Source organism: Massilia sp. BSC265 (genome assembly GCF_000740675.1).
Taxonomy (GTDB): Bacteria; Pseudomonadota; Gammaproteobacteria; order Burkholderiales; family Burkholderiaceae_D; genus Telluria.
This window is the reverse complement of record NZ_JPXI01000042.1, coordinates 509,496-525,350: the sequence shown is the minus strand read 5'-3', so window position 1 is coordinate 525,350 and position 15,855 is coordinate 509,496. Positions and strand designations below refer to the sequence as shown.

Here is a 15,855-nt window from a genome sequence, read left to right as displayed (position 1 = left end):
TCGTTTTTCTTGTTTCTTTACATCACCTGCCAACGCAGGGTGAACAGCGTTTGTGTGTCGGTTTTTTCTTGCAGTCGTTGCTGAAGGGACGCGATGAGTTCGTCGCGCTTGGCAATGATTTCATCCTCAACTGAAAAGATCTCCTGCCGCTGGCGCCGCTGTTTCCGCTCCAGTTCAGATAGTTCGCGTTGGATGCTGTCCTGCTCCTGGAGAGTGGCGGCCTTGCGACCATCGCGCTTTAACTGGGCGATGCGCGCTTTAGTGCTCTTCAGCGCTTCTTCGGCGGCCAAAAGTTTGTCTTCGGCCCAACGCTCGAGCTTGTCACGCTCTTCAATGAACAAGCGCTGGTTAGCTTCCAGCACTTCGGCGATAGTCGCCTGCACACGGCGCTGGCTGTTGGCTTTAAGGCTATTCGGCACTTCATCATTGACAGCGGTCGGCTTTCCCATCGCTGGGATGGTCATCAGTTTTTCGCAAGCCTCCTGGTCTAGGATCTCCCCATCGTCTGTAAATCCGGAGAACAACAGCGCTTCAGTAGTCTCGAAGGCAGTAACTTGCAGACGTGTCAACGTCAGCCAGCCAGATTTACCACGCAGTCTTTCGACGACGGAAATGCGCACGCCATGCTTGCCATAATCTAGGTTTAATTTGGCGGTAGGGGTAGGTGCGTTTAGGCTTGCGTCGATGCTCCACTCGCCCAAAGGATGGCTTAAGCGATAAGCGTGCGCTAGCATGTCTGGCTGCGCTGCACCCCGGACGAGTTGGTAACGGCCGGGCGCTATACCTTTAGGTGGCGAACTTAAAGAGAATGCATAGGACTGCTCATCGAAACGAGCTCGGTCACTTAAGGCGAAGCAAGTGGTACCCCAAAACCAGCGGCCCAGTTTGTCGAGCCGGGCTTCGGCTTCGTCCAGTTGCAGCTTGAGACGGTCGTGAACATCTTCGTCAAAGTTCTCCAACAACTGAGACTGGGTATCCTTGATACGGTTGGCTATTGCCTCTTCCAGCTCTCCTTGTAGGGCATCAAATGCAGCGTCAATCTGCTCCGGCCGGCGGCAAGTATCGTAAATTTGCAGGATGCGTTTCTCGAAGTCTAGGCCGCCCTCGATCCGGCCGAGCACTTCGTCGCTAGCTCCAAACACACCGGAGAACAAGTTGAACTTCTCTGTAAGTAGCTCTAGCACCCGCTGATCTGCCTGATTGCGAGTATTCAGAAAGTTAATAACAACTACATCGAAACGTTGGCCGTAACGGTGGCAGCGGCCGATCCGCTGTTCGACACGTTGAGGGTTCCACGGAAGGTCATAGTTGATGATTAGTGCGCAAAACTGTAGGTTCACGCCCTCGGCGGCCGCTTCAGTGGCAATCATGATTTCCGCGCCGGTCCCGTCATCCTTACGGAAGTGGTCAATGAGCGCGGTGCGGCGATCCACTTGCGGCGAGCCAGTGATGCGATCCGTGCCCTTGAATTCTGTAAGCCACGCCTGGTATATGGCAGCAGATTCCTCGTGATTGTTAGTTCCGCTAAATAGCACTAGTTTGCCCGCACAGCCATTGGCCGAGAGGAAGCGGTGTAGGTACTCCTGAGTACGCTTGGATTCGGTAAAAATGATTGCTTTGCGCGGTGCGCGCAGCTCGGCCATCTTGCCGAAGCCCAGCGTGAGCGCCTTAAGCAATGCCTGCGCCTTCGTGTCTATTTGCAATGCCTGGGCGGCGTTGATGAAAGCGGTCAGCTCGGCGATTTCGGCGCGCAATGCATTAGGGTTGAGCTTGTCATTCGCCCCCTCGGGACGCGTGTCTTCCACTGGCTCGTCTTCCCCATCGGCGGCATCTTCCTCAAGGTACTCCTGCTCCAGATCGTCATCCGCAAGGAGCTGTTCAACGAGCTGACTGCTGTTTTCCTCGACTTCTCCAGCCAGCAACCGTTCAAGCCTTTGCCGGATAATAATGAGCGTCGCTGACACGGCATGCGAACTAGAAGCCAGCAACTTACGTAGAATCAGCGCCGTAAGATGGCGTTGCCTTTTGGGCAAGGCATAGGAATTCTCACGCTGCAAAAAGGTCGCAATGCGTTCGTAGAGCAACTGCTCATCGTCAGTCGGTTCAAAAGGTTGAGTCAACGCTTTACGCTCGGTGTACTTGACGTACTCCAGCACGTCGCGTCGAAGCGTGCGTTTGACGAACCCAGCTAGGCGCTCGCGCAGCTGGCTCATGTCTACACCGCTGTTCATGAACTGCTTGCGAAAAGCAGTTTCGTCACCGAAAAGGTGCTCGTCAATTAGCGTAGACAAGCCGTACAGCTCTATCAACGAGTTCTGAAGGGGCGTTGCGGTAAGCAGCAGTTTTTTGCGTCCGTGGAGTGCACGCTTGAGCGCTTGTCCAGTGCGGTTGCTAACCCGGTGTGCGTTGCGCAGTTTATGGGCTTCATCGATCACGACCACATCCCAGGGCACGGCACGCAGTTCGGCCTCTAGCTTGGCGGCGAACTGATAAGACATGATCACAACTGCCTTGCCAACTAGCCGTTGCAAAGTGCTGAGGATATCGCCTGTGGACTGCTTACGTAGAGAGATAGCATCCACAACCCTGGTCGGGACTGCGAACTTGTCGTGCAACTCTTGCGCCCATTGCTTGCGTAAGCTAGCCGGACAGATTACCAATAAATGGCGACGACGTTCCGCCCAATGCTGGCAGACCACGAGCGAAGCTTCGATAGTCTTGCCCAGACCAACTTCATCGGCTAGCAGAACACCCTCTTGCAACGGATTGCGCAGTGCGAAAAGCGCAGCCTCGATTTGGTGTGGATTTAAGTCAACACTTGCATCAAACAATGATTGTGAGAGGCGATCAACGCCATCGGCGGTGTGACGCCTCGTTAGTTCATGGGCGTAGTACTTTGCGTGGTAAGCGGATATCAACCTGCGTGACCTTCTATCTGCTGGGGTTGGGCAGCTACGCAACTGTATACGTCAGCTCTGCGGCGCCTCCAGTTTTCACGCACCGTGAATACGGGTGTCCGCTCAGGTGTAGCCAATCTGTAGATTGTCCGCTCAGTGACCATCAAGTGCGCAAAGCTTGCAAAATTGCAACGGTTCCGTCTGTCTTGAGAAGTTTTCGACATCAATGGCAACTTCAGGGAAAGACTCGACACAGTAGTACAAAATTTTCGTACCAGCAAGCCCACTGAGCGCGTGACATCAGTTGTTCTCCACCCAACGAAAAAGTTCTCAGACATATATGACTTCCTTGAGGCGAGGAGAACCATGTCGGTTCTTTGATCGCCGTTCCTTGTCTTTTGGAGAAACATGAATCAACACAAATCCCTAGGAAACGAACGCACTCGTTACCAACTTTCGCTCCGCTGCCCCGCCTGCGAAAGCGACTGCATCCATTGGAAAAACCATGGGCGACGGATTGGAGCCGCAGTGGGGACAGTTGCTGGTGCAACTGCCGGTGTTTCTGGCGCCACCGTTGGAGCACAGACAGGTGCACTTTTTGGCTTGATCGCTGGACCAGCAGGGGCTGCATTTGGCTCCGTTGCAGGAGCCATTTTTGGTGGCTTATTCGGCGCCTCGGCAGGATGCGCTGCCGGTTCGAAGGCTGGCGAAGTGATCGATGAGACTGTCCTTGAAAACTTGCTCTGTCTTTCATGCGGTCACGAATTTAGTGAACAAACCAGCTGATCCTCATCGACGTACAAAAGGTGGTCGCAGGCCACCATTTTGAGAACAACCGCCGTGTTTGCGGAAATTGGAGAAAATAATGTCACACATGATCGAAACTATGGGGTACGTCGGCGCCAAACCCTGGCACGGACTTGGAGCAGAATTAAGCAGTTGCGAACCGATCGAGGTTTGGGCTCAACAAGCTGGCATGGATTGGAAAATTTGCGAGACTCCTGTCTGCTTTTCCTCGCTCACTCAAGCGGACTCGGGGACCATGCATCAGTTCCTCGAAAACAAGGTGCTCTATCGTTCCGATACGAAGGCAGCACTTTCGGTTGTAGGCCAAAGATACAAGGTCGTTCAACCAAGCGAAATTTTGGAGTTCTACCGTGATCTGACCGAACAATCAGGCTTCGAGCTTGAAACGGCGGGTGTTCTTCGTGGCGGCAGGAAAATCTGGGCCCTTGCGCGTACCGGACAATCTACCGCTATTAAAGGAGGCGATATTTCAAACGGCTATGTTCTACTAGCAACGGCGTGTGACGGAACTTTGGCCACTACCGCTCAGTTCACCTCTGTTCGTGTAGTTTGTAACAATACACTTGCTGTCGCGTTAGGGGGACGAGAAAAAGCAATTAAGGTCCCGCACCGCACTGATTTCGATCCAGTTGCAGTTAAACGCCAGCTCGGCATCTCAGTGTCTGCTTGGGACAAATTCATGTACACGATGAAGGGGTTATCGGAACGGAAGGTAAGCGACGCCGATGCGTCCCGCTTTCTTCGACAAGTCTACTCCGATGAGTCGAAGGAAATCCCGGTGTTTAACGAACGTGCTGCTGCTGCAACGAAGCTCCTGTTTGATGGAGCTGGGCGCGGCGCTGAGATGCAGTCTTCCAAGAGTACAGCGTTCGGTCTGCTCAACTCAGTAACCGAATTCGTAGATCACATGCGTCGCGCACGCGGCGCAGATTATCGACTAGAGTCTGCCTGGTTCGGCCAAGGGGCTTTGCTGAAGCAAAAAGCGCTAGAGCAGTCGTTGGCAATGATCGCTTAGGTAGTTCGATCAAAACCAAACGGGGGTATCAACGCCGCAAAAATTCAGGCGAACACTTGATTCGAATGCGGCAGCATTACCACATGGGCAGGGTCAAGTGATAACGGCTCACTGACCACGATAAGCCTATCAAAACACCCGAGTTCAGTACCCTAGCGAGAAATATCGTAGCGTCTACACCCTAATGAGAAAGGAGAAGTCATGGCCATCTATGGCTACGCACGGACATCGACCATTGATCAGGTCGCTGGTCTTGCAGATCAGATATTTAAGCTGAAGGAAGCCGGCTGTTCTAACCAAACAATCTATCAGGAGCAGATCAGCAGCGTGAAGATGGAGGATCGCGTTGAGTTTGCAAAGGTTCTATCCGCGTTGAGACCTGGTGACATATTAGTCTTCACCAGTTTATCGCGAGCTGCTCGCTCAATGGTCCACATGGTTGAAATTGAAGAGAAGGTATCACGGTCGGGCGGATCTATCCGCATCCTTGACTTAGCCATCGATACCGGCACTCCGGCCGGAAGACTGACCTTCAACCTATTTGCCTCGATTGCACAGTTTGAGCGAGAGAACATGCTAGAACGTCAGCGCGTCGGCATTGCGGCTGCCAAAAAGACTGGCAAGTACAAAGGGCGCGCACCGACTGCTCGCGTAAAGAGCGCTCGGGTTCAGGCATTGCATGCTAAAGGGTTGACAAAGCAGGAGATAGCAGATGCGTGCTCAATTGGCATCGCATCGGTTTACCGAATCCTAAAAGCGGATTCTCAAACAACGATGTTGGTGAATAAGCTGGATGGCGTGCACTGAACCGCGTGAGCTTTCCTTACGATAAAGCGGCATAGGTGCCAGACTTGTACTGTCTGGCGATTTCTTCGCTTCGTCTCCGTCTCAAGCCCAGTTCTTCCGGAACTTTGCTTCGTCTGTATCTACTGATCTCTGCCTCTCTCTTCTATCGCTTCTTCTCTCTCCCAGCTCTCTCCGGAGCTCTGCTTTTCCGACCTGTCTCAGAGCTCTCTGCGGAGCTCTGTTTCTTCGATCTGATCGTCCTCAGAGCTCTCTGCGGAGCTCTGTTTCTTCGATCTTCCTCAGAGCTCTCTGCGGAGCTCTGTTTCTTCGATCTTCCTCAGAGCTCTCTGCGGAGCTCTGTTTCTTCGATCTGATCGTCCTCAGAGCTCTGCGGAGCTCTGTTTCTTCAATCTTCCTTAGAGCTCTCTGCGGAGCTCATAGTCGCAGTTTGAGAGCTCTGTAGGAGCTCTCGTTAGCTGCTCTAGTCAGAGGTAGGTACTGGTGGTACCTACCTTAGTAATAGATAGACTCGTTTGGAATGGGGCTCCGCCCCCATTTCCTCTGCCGTAACCGGGTGGTCAACGCGCACCCCTGCCGTTGACACATCATGCAGCATCGCAGTATTTTTTTACTGTAATCGCAAACTTTTCGCTTAGCTCGAACTGCTGGCGAGCATTGGATCCGCCAGGCCACTGTGAAGGTAATGCGATTCATGCGATTTAATCGCATGAATCGCATCCTTTTCAAGGGCCGGCTCCTGCGACAGCGCGTTCGTTCGTCTTCAATCCCCAGACTACCAGGACATCACTCGGCCGATGTAGCGTTTTCGCTTGGCGCCAACGTCGATGCGCACACGTCCCAAACGCTGCAAGACATCCAACGCGGCTGAAAACCGGCCCTCAGGACGAACCGGGCCGTTTCGAAGTACCTCGTTCCGTGGCGCAATCGGAAAGTTCTTGTCCCAATAGTGAAATTGTAGATAGCTTTCCAGTGACTGTGCATCGACCTGATCTTGGGGGACACCTGCACTAGGCGAAAATATCCGCTTGTATTCCCACAGGTGCCATTCAACGATACGCAACGCACGCTCCAATGTATCGACCGATATCTCTCCATCTCTCTTCGAGAACCCATGAAGTATCGCTGCAATCCTTCCAACGATCTCCATGGCTTTTGAAGCGAAGTCCTTTACATGCTCCAGTTCACCCCACGGCGCCACCATCGATTCTGTTCGATTCAGCATCTCGACCCATCGAAACTTTGCACTTTCTGAAAATTCGAGCACGATACGATGCATCGCTCCTGCATCAATCTGCCTACCGTAGTCTTCAAGCAATTCGGTGACTCGCTGATGGAAACTCGGCAAATGAGTCCACACTATCTCTGGCGACCAATTAAAACGAGATCCTTGCGTCGTCGCTGGCCAGCCGACTAGATAGCGCGCCCAGTGTCCAGAGCCATGAATGACATCGCCACGCTTTTCCAGGAATGCGCGCAGCACTCCTGATTGCACCATTATCGACATGGTGACTCGTGGGTTGCGGGCGATAACTGTAGTGTTGGCCCGGTCAAACGCCAGAATTCGCGCGCCATCCCATCCCTTATTGCGCAATCCGATTTGCCCCATTGCCCCGCCCTTTAGCAAGACATCACCCTCATCGGACATGAACGCAATCGACTCGCCGTCGCCGGCCAATGCATCCATGATGGCTCGTTCTGTAGCGTTGTGCCGCATGATGCGACGGAGCTTGGGCTTTGTCGGCTTTCGCGCTTCGTGATCAGCTAACTGCTGGCACGAAAGTTCCATCGATTCGTCAAGCTGAATCGCCTTCGTAATTTGACGGCGAATTCCCACTTCGACTGCCTTCCAAATACTCATCTCCAGCTGATACCTAGCAACCGCCGTCCTGTACTCAACAATCCGCTGCTCATCGTAGGCATAGATGGCCGCCGAAGCGAGGCTGTCGACTGCCGACTTCCGCTCTCCTGAATCTGCCACCATCAAGAGATTCATTGAAGTTGGTCGCAAAAGGCCATTTGGCAACATGACATCTATGAGACCTTGGCAGGCAACCGACATCGCGGTCAAGAAGGCCATTCCTACCAAAGCGTCTGGAGCCTTCACATGCAGGTGAACTTCCTTGACTGCGTTCGCCACGTCGGGATAAAACGCGTCCATCGGGTACAGTGGGGTGTCATTCATTTTCATGCGCGCACCTTATCCGTATCAGAACGTCCAAACTGACTCCCCATCGACGTCGTGGCTTGCGGCACAATTTCGGAGCCGCAGCTCAAGCAGCAGATCGTCTTGCCGTCCTGGTCGCGAGACTTACGCTCGGCCTCCAGCATTTCCCTGTACCGCACCGGATGAAGTTTCAGGCCATTACGACTTAGCGTTGCCAAGATTTCCTTCTGTGGAACTTGGCGAGCGATCGCTCGCACGATGCTGGGATACGCCTGTGAGAACAGTGAGACCTTCTGTCGCTGCTCACTTGGTTGAAGCGCATCAAGTGCGGTAACCAACTCGTCATCAATGATCGAGCTTTTTCCAGGCCCGGAAGATTGGTGCTCATGCTTCCCATTCATTGGACACCTCCCGACTTCGCATTCGTCGAACAATTCAACTCATGAATAGTGCGCTCCGCACGACTCGACTTAACACGACCCTCCAGCCAAGCCTGGACCTCATGTTCGAGCCAACCAACGGCTGACGAGCGGTTGGATCCGCCAAGGCGAATTTGTCGGGGAAAGCTGGGGTCGTAGCTGGACGACTTGGAATCGAGCATCGCATAGACCTGCGCAGGTGAAAGGCCAATACGCTCGCAGAGCTGCCGCTTGCGGAGGATGACGAAGGTAGCTTGGATCACTGCAGACATTTTTGGAACTCCTTAGGTTTGGTTGGACAACGAGACCAATCTTAAGAAGTCCTTGTTGGACTGGACATACGCCTGCTAAAAGAGAATTTTTCGCGGGAGACACTCGCCTGCGAGGGCTGTAAAGTCGAGGTAGGGTGATCGCATTCGGACTTAGAATCAAGCGTACCTGTGGCAGGCTTTCCCAATATCGAAAGAGCATGCCGTGGCGCCGAGAGAGAGAGATACTCGACAGCCCTGAGCCGTCAAGCAGCGTCGGAGGCAAGCAGTCAGCGTTAAAGCCTGAGCATATCGTCGCTTTTGCACGATATCGTAATTGAGCAAGTCCACACCAGCCTGCAGGAATCGCCGACGAGCTGCGCGCCGCTGCGGGGTAAGCATGCGTGCCGAACGATTCTTCGTGCGCTACGTGCGCAAGGTCGTATGGCTATCCACCCCGCCGGCAGCGCCCAGATCCATTATGTCCAGTGCCATGACCTCGCAGGGCTGCCCGCTACTCGGTGGTCCAGCTTACCGTGCTCCCATCTCGAGCAGAACCGTCCGGATCGTGATCTACGCTAGAGGACAAATCAGCGACTTGCGCGACAATTGTCTACGCAAGAAGACGCCACCCCATTGGCTAATACATTGCTTATCAGTATTATCGGCACATCGATTTCCGATTGGCAACTATGGACACTTCTACTCTACCAGAAGAGAATTGCTTCAGGTCAACACTCGACAGCTTCTGTCAGAGCCTCGTGAACGCCGTACGCGTCGCGCGAATGGACGAACACGGAGAGCCGGCGAAGATGACACAACATGAGTTGGCGAATCGGTCCGGTGTAGCACGTTCAACGATCGCGAAATACGTGGCGCACAACGCCCGCAGCACTGGCGAGATCAACCCCGACCTGGAGACTATCTGTCGCTTGGCAAAGGCGTTGAACGTGCCGCCGGCAGCATGTCATGCCGCTGCCGCAGCCGAGTTCGCGCGGCAGGTATTCCCACGGTATTCCAGTCTTGAGAACTAACAGGATTCCAGTCAGGGCCGCGCGATCATCGATGCGCGGGCGGCCGCCTTTCGGCGATGGGCGATGGGTAGGAAGATGAGCTGCTATAAGGGACCACAGGTCTTCGGGAAGAAGTGCGCGGGCCATGGCATCAGTCCGTCTACAAACACGGACGCCATGTTAGTGCTCTGACTGAGCCTGCGTACGTCCGCTATCGACCTATTGTGTTGAAAAACTCGCGGGCAAGAATGATGCCGCTAGACTCGTTTCCGAAATTAAGTACAAACTATACCTGCTGAAGCCGAGCTATAGACGTTTTATCAGACGATGGTGATATCGTCCACTTCTGACCCCAAAGCCAGTTCCCGGCCGGGCTGTGCTTGGCCCCGCGGCAACGGCCGCGGCGCATTTTTCACCGCCATCAGCGGTGGGCACCGTACTCGTTGTCGCGCCCTAGCATGATGTTTAGGCCTGGATTCACACAGCACGCCGCGCCTGCGGTCGCGCTCTGTTGGTTTGTTCAGTCACAGTTCTTGAACTTGCGCGCCTGGCAGTCGCGGGACATCTTTTGAGCGCTTGCCACCTGTTGGGACGACATCGTTTTCGCCAGTTCATCGCGCAGTTCGATACCCGGCCTGCTGCCGGTGGCCGCTGCGAGATTGGCCCACATATGGGCGCGGACTAAGTCCCTCGCTGTGCCGCGTCCCAGTCCGTACATGTACCCGAGGAACACCTGAGCCGGGGCATTGCCTTGCGCTGCTGCCGCCCGATACCACTTGAGCGCCTCGGCGTAATCCTGCAACACCGACTTTCCTTGCGAATACATGTCTCCAAGCTCAACCTGTGACGCTACATCGCCCTGTGCGGCGGCGAGCCGATACCATTTGACCGCCTCCGCGGCATCGTGCGCGTCGCTACTGCTGTCGGAATAAATCGTCGCGAGTACGTACTGTGCCTTCGCATTTCCCTGAGTCGCGGCCAGGCGCGACCACTTGATGCCCTCTGCCACATCCTTCCGGACGCCGATTCCAAACGTATACATCCACCCTATGCTTTGCTGGGCACGCACATTGCCCTGCCCAGCCGCCAAGCGGTACCATTTCTCCGATTTAGAGAAATCCACCTTGACGCCTTGCCCGCGCTGGTAGATCTGGCCGAGCGCCTCTTGCGCATCCGGGTTGCCTTGCGTGGCAAGCTGGTTCAGTATCGATATCCCCTGCTTGTAGTCGCCCCGCCTGTATGCCTCCTTCGCATCGTCAAAAGTGCTTGCGCAAGCGAGACCGGCATTCATCAGCAGCGAGAACGCCGTCATCAGTATTATCTTCTTCATCTACGAACTTTCAATTGGCGATTGCCGAACCTTTCGATCCGGCGTGGACGCCATACATGCGACGTCAATCATCATGCAATGGTACTGGCAAGAAATGCAAGCGTCTAGCTGCCTTTGTTTTCTTGTCTGCCGATTTCAGGAACACCCTGGGTGTCCTTGTAACCGCGAGCGGACCGCCGTTGCCAGTTGGGACGAAATGCGGCGCAGCTGGATTCCAGCAGGCTTGCAAGACGGCCATTGCAATATTGAACTGGCGAACGTGACACCTTTGGCAAAGTAATTCTTTAAAGTTTTTCTTGGTTGAGCATTCGTTAAATGAGCGCGCCTACTGCTGGGCCGATAGCGGAAGTCATTCATCAGACAGTGCAAGAACGAATTACCAACAGCACCAGTGACATTTTTATTTTTCTAGGGAGAGTTGTTTTCATCCAGTGATGAATCTTTTGACCATTGACAAATGTCTGCTTCTGGCCGATTGCAAATCTATCTGGACGTCTGCAACCGACCCAACGCGAACGCTTCTACAAATGTCCAGTCGCATCACCCGCAGCGCCGAGTGCCGCGGGTGTGACAATAGTTCCGACCAAGCTCGGCCTGCGCCACGAACAGAGGAAAGATCTTTAGCTTCCGGACCTGCCGTAGCATACGGCTGACCCGCAGCCATTGGTAGTATTGACCGCCGTCATTGCTTCGCCTTGCAGTCGGCTTCCCATTCGCTCAGGACGTCGGCCTTGATCATGGCATCCTCGCCGAACTCGCCGCGGTAGGCTGCGATCTTCTTATCCAGGCATGCTGGAGCGTCATTGGCGCCGCTTTCCGCAGCCTGCCGTTGCTCTCCCTGATTCGACACCCAGTTTCCATGCGCATACGTCTCCGTGGACGAGACGCTGCCGTCCTCCTTGTAGTAAGTCACGGTGCCATCAACCTTTCCGTCGACAAAGGTTTCGAGCTTGTCCAGATAGATGCCGCTAGCGTCGCGCTTTTCCAGATAGGCGCGGTGCTCCCCGTGGTTGATGCCATCTTTGAGATGGTAGACGTGATACCCCGACTTCGGACCGTGGTATCCGGTCACCTGCATGCCGGTCGCTTTGCCATTCTTCCAGGTCAGGTCAGCGAGCATAAGCTTGCCGGTGTCGTCGTACTGCTTCTGGATGCCGTTCTGCTTGCCGTCGTTCCACTCTAAGTCCGTAAGCAGGGTGCCATCCTCCGACCACGACTTCTCTTTCCCGATTTGTTTGCCGCCAGACCAGTTCACCTGCCTGATGAGGCTGCCGGAGCGAGGGTGACGGATCTCCTCTGTTCCCTCGCCGAGGCCATGCTCGAAGTTCGCCGAGTTCACAACAATCTTGCCGTCAGCACTATAGATCTTCAGCGCGCCGTGAAGCTTGCCGTCTACGAACGTCGCTTCTGCCCGTTTGGCCCCTTTCCCGTCGGGATGGAACATGACTACGTCGCCGTCGATCTGGTTCTGCTTGAATGCCAGGTCGAAGACCACCGACTTGCTGCCATTGATCTTGCACTTTGCGGCACCGTCTAGCGCGCCGTCCGAAACCTTGACGTCACATACGAACGGGTTGCCGCTTCCGAGCATTGCCGCAACTGCGTTACCGAGCACTGCCTCAGACAGCGCCTGGTCGCCGCCAGCGGTGGCGGTCATTTTGATCACCCGGCCTAGCGGAGCGACTGGCAGGCGGGCATATGGAATGTTGGTCAGGTTCCCGCTGAAAGGGGTGTTCGATCCCGCTGCGTAGATTGCACCGTTCGATACTTCGGCATTGCGGAAGTCGAGGGTGTCGCCACAGCCAGCCAGGAGAAGGAGCGAGGCGAGCATAGTCGCGTTGGTAAAGCGTTGCATGATTTCAGGCCTTCTTTAGTGGGTCGTCGACGCTCGCACGATCGGCTCAGGACTACCCAGGCCTGCATCGGTTGCGCACAAAGTTATGATTGTCGCACCAGTTTCCGGCTGGAATCTAACCAATTTTCACAAAAGCTGGGCTTGTTGTACCGGACCTGGCGCTGACTACGCACGGCTCGCACATCCGGCCCGTCAGCTGACCACTGTACCTTGTCGGCTGCTGGTTGATTCAGACTAGCCAGCTCGAAGGAATCGACAATTGATCAAGATGAAGAAGTAGATGGCTTAGGGCCACAGGCACGGCCACCTTTTTCCTCGATTGCGGTAGGCAAATCAATACCCAGATCCGGCATACGTCTGCTCTTGATTGCGGACCTCGGCTCATCGTACGAGGTTGTTGCTGCCAGTTCGGATAAGAGGTTTCGTTAGGCGCTCTAAGACGATGGATATTCACAATCCGCAGCCCGATGAGGCAGCGCCCGAGTCATCGGACTGGTGGCACATCAGCAGCGTCGCCCTTACAGGCGCAGCTGGCGGTTTCTTCGGTGCCTGGGCCTTAGCAGTCGAGGTGCCAGTCACGACTACAATCATGATGCGTTCGATCGCCGACATCGCGCGCTGTGAAAACGCCGACCTTAGCGACGTAGCGGTGCAGCTTGAATGCGTCACGGTCCTTGCAATGGGTGGAAAGACGTCAAGCGACGACGAGAGTGAAGTCGGCTACTTCGTTGCGCGAGAGGCGCTTGCCCACGCCACCGCAGAGGCAGCAGCGCACATCGCTAAGAAAGGGGTCGACAAGGAAGGCGCTCCAGCGCTGGTGCGCCTGATTGTCGCGATAGCAGAGCGCTATTCGATCAACATCACCGAAAAGGCGGCGGCGCAGGCTGTTCCACTGATTGGCGCAGCGGGCAGCGCGCTCATCAACACGGTTTTCATGGACCATTTCCAAGACATGGCGCGCGGTCATTTCATAGTTCGTCGGCTTGAGCGTGAACTCGGTCCCGAGATGGTGCAAACCAAGTACGTCGAATTGAGGAATGCGGCCCGCTAGCTCATGCCAGAAGAGCGTGGGCGACGCGGCGCCGGCGCCGTTCGTACCCCAGACTGCGCGCTGGTGCGAGGCGCGCTACCGCCGCCATCGCTACCTGTGCACGACCTATCCCGTTCGAGGGCTTGGGACAGAGCGGCAGCTTTCCGCGGTTTGCTGCGCGTATCTCGCCAGGGTATGGCTACAGCCGCAGTTCCTCTTCACAGCCGTCGATATGCGCTACCAGAAACATCAAGTTTTCCGCAGTCTCCTACCTGTTTGCTTTGCAAAGCTGTCAAAATGTTGGTTTGATCAAGCAGCACAGCCAGGACAAGACAGTGGACGACGCCTTCGAAGTAGTGACAGACATCGCTGAAATCGCACATTTAAACGATCAGCTTGGAAGTCGCTTGCGCGCTAGCTTGCCTTACCAGGAAAGCCGGGAGATCACCTATCCTGCAGGCCACCATACGGGCGTGGTGTTCTTCGCTGCCTCGGGCGGCACCAATGTCCGGGCGTGGTCACCGCATGCGGCGTCGGACAAGCTGCTCAATTTCATACTCTGCGCCAAGCCGGGCACGCCCGAATGGATCGAGATCGCGGTCCAGCTGAACTTTCCGGCGGGCGCCTACAACCGCCGCATGGCCGGCGCTTTCGTCAGAGATCGCAGCGGCGATATCTTTATCGCCCACCGTGGCAAGCTGACTAAGGGCAAGGCAGGGCTTCCGAAAGATAAGGTCTTTCGCGAATTCGCCGCCTCCACCGTGCAGGCGGCCGACAATGGCCTGACCAAAACAATGATCTTGATCGCAGGCATCAACGATCCCGAGCTGGTCGACCACCTGTGGGATTTCGCGCAGGAAGCGCGCGCGGTCGCCACGCGGCTGGGGGAGGAACTGCACGGCAGCGGGCCAGCCCGCGGTAGCGGCAAGCTGCCCGCAGGCGGCGCCGGCAATGGCGTTCCCGGCAGCGCTGGCGTAAAGGCTAGCGAGGGCAGCGATGGCGGCCAACCGTCCTGCCCCGAGGAGCGCCTATTAAAGCTGCGAAGCTATTACGCCGAGCATGAAGGCGAGACCACCACGGATGGATATGCCGGCGGCAAGCGTACCGTCGAACATGGTGCGGTCGTGCGCGCCTTGGAAAACCTTCTACGAAGCGAGGGCAGCAGCCAGAAGGCGCAGGCGATCGACCTAGCGATCGTTGCCACGTCCAGAGTCGACCTATTCGAAGTCAAGACCTCGTCTCGGACAACCGATGTGTACACCGGTGTCGGCCAGCTGCTCATCCACGGCGAATGCATTGAGGAACTGCTTGGCCTCACGGTCAAACGCTATCTGGTCGTGCCGCAGGCGCCCAAGCCCAGCCACAGCAAGGCATTTTCTCGCAAGGCAGGGATCAGGGTCGTCACTTACGAGAAGCAGGAATCGGGCTACCAGTTCAAGGGCTTGCGTTGAGCCAAGGGCGGTCCTGCCCTCCCGTACCATACCCGGCCGCCTGCAACGAATGAATCCAGAGGACCGCAGGCCTTGTGCTTCCACGGCCGATCTTGCTGCAACGTGGCTCCGCCGTTCATGAAGATGATGGAAGCTGGCGATTAAGAACCAGGATGATTTGTTACTTTCAGCTATGTAGAGCCTTCCCCGTTATACGTGTCCTTGTGTAACCTTGCTTCTGGCTAACGATGTAAAACTAGTCCAAGGTGACTAAACCGATCGATGGTTGTTGACAGCCTAGAGTTCCGACCTGCAATATCCTTGACAATCTGCTCGGCGCGAGGGAATTCCTTCGTGCCGGGTTATCGAATTAACCTCTCGCCGTTGGTGCTCCATTGCAACATCTATATACTATCGAAACGAAAGAAGAGGCCGAAGAGGCTCTAGCAAAGTTATTAGGACCGAAACGATTGGTTAGTGATCGAGACGGTACCGAAGTCATATACAAGTTGTTTGGTGAGTTAACGTGGAGAAATCTCTACGCTTTGGGCCTGCATAATCTTCCTGAGTTGAAAAGCATTCTATCGCAGCGGGACTGTGGAGGTTCCTATAATGAGAACCGACACCTCGAAATTATTGCCGCACTCGAAAACATTTCGCGAGTCCTCGGACTGACGATTCCTGCGCATTGGCGATGACGGCCGACTTACGAGTGTAAGTAAATGCCCAAATTGTAAGTGGCAGATGCTGGCCACGATTCGGGCCGGGCACGCACAAGGCCTATTAAGAAGCGGCAAACAAAACCAGCAGAGCAAGGTGCATTGCCGAAGACAGTACGCT

12 protein-coding genes and 1 pseudogene are annotated in these 15,855 nt (G+C 55.1%); 6 read left to right on the top strand and 7 right to left on the bottom strand.

Annotation, left to right across the window (positions count from 1 at the left end; translation table 11 throughout):
- Positions 1-17 precede the first annotated feature (17 nt).
- Positions 18-2,918 carry an SNF2-related protein gene (locus tag MA09_RS23350; protein WP_036253614.1) on the bottom strand — a complete coding sequence of 967 codons (2,901 nt, stop codon included), beginning with the start codon at positions 2,916-2,918 and terminating at the stop codon, positions 18-20.
- A 387-nt stretch (positions 2,919-3,305) separates the two neighbouring features.
- On the opposite strand from MA09_RS23350, the gene MA09_RS24380 reads away from it, so the two are divergent.
- The 3 genes from MA09_RS24380 to MA09_RS23340 all read left to right on the top strand — a co-directional run bounded on the left by MA09_RS24380 (position 3,306) and on the right by MA09_RS23340 (position 5,526).
- The gene (locus MA09_RS24380; protein ID WP_081897773.1) at positions 3,306-3,683 is read left to right on the top strand and encodes a hypothetical protein; all 378 of its coding nucleotides are present in this window, start codon (positions 3,306-3,308) and stop codon (positions 3,681-3,683) included.
- 79 nt (positions 3,684-3,762) lie between these two features.
- The gene (locus tag MA09_RS23345; protein ID WP_036253611.1) at positions 3,763-4,719 is read left to right on the top strand and encodes a DUF932 domain-containing protein; all 957 of its coding nucleotides are present in this window, start codon (positions 3,763-3,765) and stop codon (positions 4,717-4,719) included.
- A gap of 201 nt (positions 4,720-4,920) precedes the next feature.
- Complete coding sequence (locus tag MA09_RS23340) at positions 4,921-5,526, top strand: recombinase family protein (protein WP_051933728.1); 606 nt, start codon at positions 4,921-4,923, stop codon at positions 5,524-5,526.
- A 772-nt stretch (positions 5,527-6,298) separates the two neighbouring features.
- Here the strand turns inward: MA09_RS23340 and MA09_RS23335 are convergent.
- Genes MA09_RS23335 through MA09_RS24375 form a run of 3 tightly spaced genes read right to left on the bottom strand, consistent with a single transcriptional unit; the run spans position 6,299 to position 8,381 of the window.
- Complete coding sequence (locus MA09_RS23335) at positions 6,299-7,714, bottom strand: YfjI family protein (RefSeq protein ID WP_036253609.1); 1,416 nt, start codon at positions 7,712-7,714, stop codon at positions 6,299-6,301.
- Positions 7,711-8,091, bottom strand: coding sequence for a hypothetical protein (locus tag MA09_RS23890; protein ID WP_051933727.1), 381 nt, complete (start codon positions 8,089-8,091; stop codon positions 7,711-7,713). Before MA09_RS23890 ends, MA09_RS23335 begins: the two co-directional genes overlap by 4 nt.
- A complete protein-coding gene (locus tag MA09_RS24375) occupies positions 8,088-8,381 on the bottom strand; it encodes an AlpA family transcriptional regulator (RefSeq protein ID WP_081897772.1) in 294 nt (97 codons plus the stop codon). The genes MA09_RS23890 and MA09_RS24375 overlap by 4 nt, the downstream gene beginning before the upstream one ends.
- A 668-nt stretch (positions 8,382-9,049) precedes the next feature.
- Between MA09_RS24375 and MA09_RS25620 the strand changes: the two genes are divergently transcribed.
- A complete protein-coding gene (locus MA09_RS25620) occupies positions 9,050-9,391 on the top strand; it encodes a helix-turn-helix transcriptional regulator (RefSeq protein WP_152594770.1) in 342 nt (113 codons plus the stop codon).
- Here MA09_RS25620 and MA09_RS25430 read toward each other — a convergent pair.
- The 3 genes and pseudogenes from MA09_RS25430 to MA09_RS23320 form a co-directional block, all read right to left on the bottom strand.
- Positions 9,311-9,517: pseudogene (locus MA09_RS25430) on the bottom strand (transposase); the annotation flags it as partial. The gene MA09_RS25620 and the pseudogene MA09_RS25430 overlap by 81 nt on opposite strands.
- A 373-nt stretch (positions 9,518-9,890) precedes the next feature.
- On the bottom strand, positions 9,891-10,700 hold the full coding sequence (locus MA09_RS23325) for a tetratricopeptide repeat protein (protein ID WP_051933726.1): 810 nt from the start codon (positions 10,698-10,700) through the stop codon (positions 9,891-9,893).
- Between the two features lie 682 nt (positions 10,701-11,382).
- Positions 11,383-12,555 carry a toxin-antitoxin system YwqK family antitoxin gene (locus tag MA09_RS23320; RefSeq protein ID WP_036253607.1) on the bottom strand — a complete coding sequence of 391 codons (1,173 nt, stop codon included), beginning with the start codon at positions 12,553-12,555 and terminating at the stop codon, positions 11,383-11,385.
- Between the two features lie 442 nt (positions 12,556-12,997).
- Here MA09_RS23320 and MA09_RS23315 point away from each other — a divergent pair, with 442 nt between their 5' ends.
- Together MA09_RS23315 and MA09_RS23310 are read left to right on the top strand one after the other, a co-directional pair.
- Complete coding sequence (locus tag MA09_RS23315; protein ID WP_051933725.1) at positions 12,998-13,606, top strand: EcsC family protein; 609 nt, start codon at positions 12,998-13,000, stop codon at positions 13,604-13,606.
- Positions 13,607-13,890: 284 nt separating this feature from the next.
- Entirely contained in the window at positions 13,891-15,036 is a 1,146-nt protein-coding gene (locus MA09_RS23310) for a hypothetical protein (protein ID WP_152594769.1), read from the top strand.
- Positions 15,037-15,855 lie beyond the last annotated feature (819 nt).

Excerpts from the sequence above, each read along its gene's own strand:
- MA09_RS23345 (WP_036253611.1), top strand. The coding sequence starts at position 3,763 with ATGTCACACATGATCGAAACTATGGGGTACGTCGGCGCCAAACCCTGG.
- MA09_RS24375 (WP_081897772.1), bottom strand. The coding sequence starts at position 8,381 with ATGTCTGCAGTGATCCAAGCTACCTTCGTCATCCTCCGCAAGCGGCAG.
- MA09_RS23340 (WP_051933728.1), top strand. The coding sequence starts at position 4,921 with ATGGCCATCTATGGCTACGCACGGACATCGACCATTGATCAGGTCGCT.
- MA09_RS23325 (WP_051933726.1), bottom strand. The coding sequence starts at position 10,700 with ATGAAGAAGATAATACTGATGACGGCGTTCTCGCTGCTGATGAATGCC.
- MA09_RS24380 (WP_081897773.1), top strand. The coding sequence starts at position 3,306 with ATGAATCAACACAAATCCCTAGGAAACGAACGCACTCGTTACCAACTT.
- MA09_RS25620 (WP_152594770.1), top strand. The coding sequence starts at position 9,050 with ATGGACACTTCTACTCTACCAGAAGAGAATTGCTTCAGGTCAACACTC.
- MA09_RS23890 (WP_051933727.1), bottom strand. The coding sequence starts at position 8,091 with ATGAATGGGAAGCATGAGCACCAATCTTCCGGGCCTGGAAAAAGCTCG.
- MA09_RS23315 (WP_051933725.1), top strand. The coding sequence starts at position 12,998 with ATGGATATTCACAATCCGCAGCCCGATGAGGCAGCGCCCGAGTCATCG.
- MA09_RS23320 (WP_036253607.1), bottom strand. The coding sequence starts at position 12,555 with ATGCAACGCTTTACCAACGCGACTATGCTCGCCTCGCTCCTTCTCCTG.
- MA09_RS23335 (WP_036253609.1), bottom strand. The coding sequence starts at position 7,714 with ATGAAAATGAATGACACCCCACTGTACCCGATGGACGCGTTTTATCCC.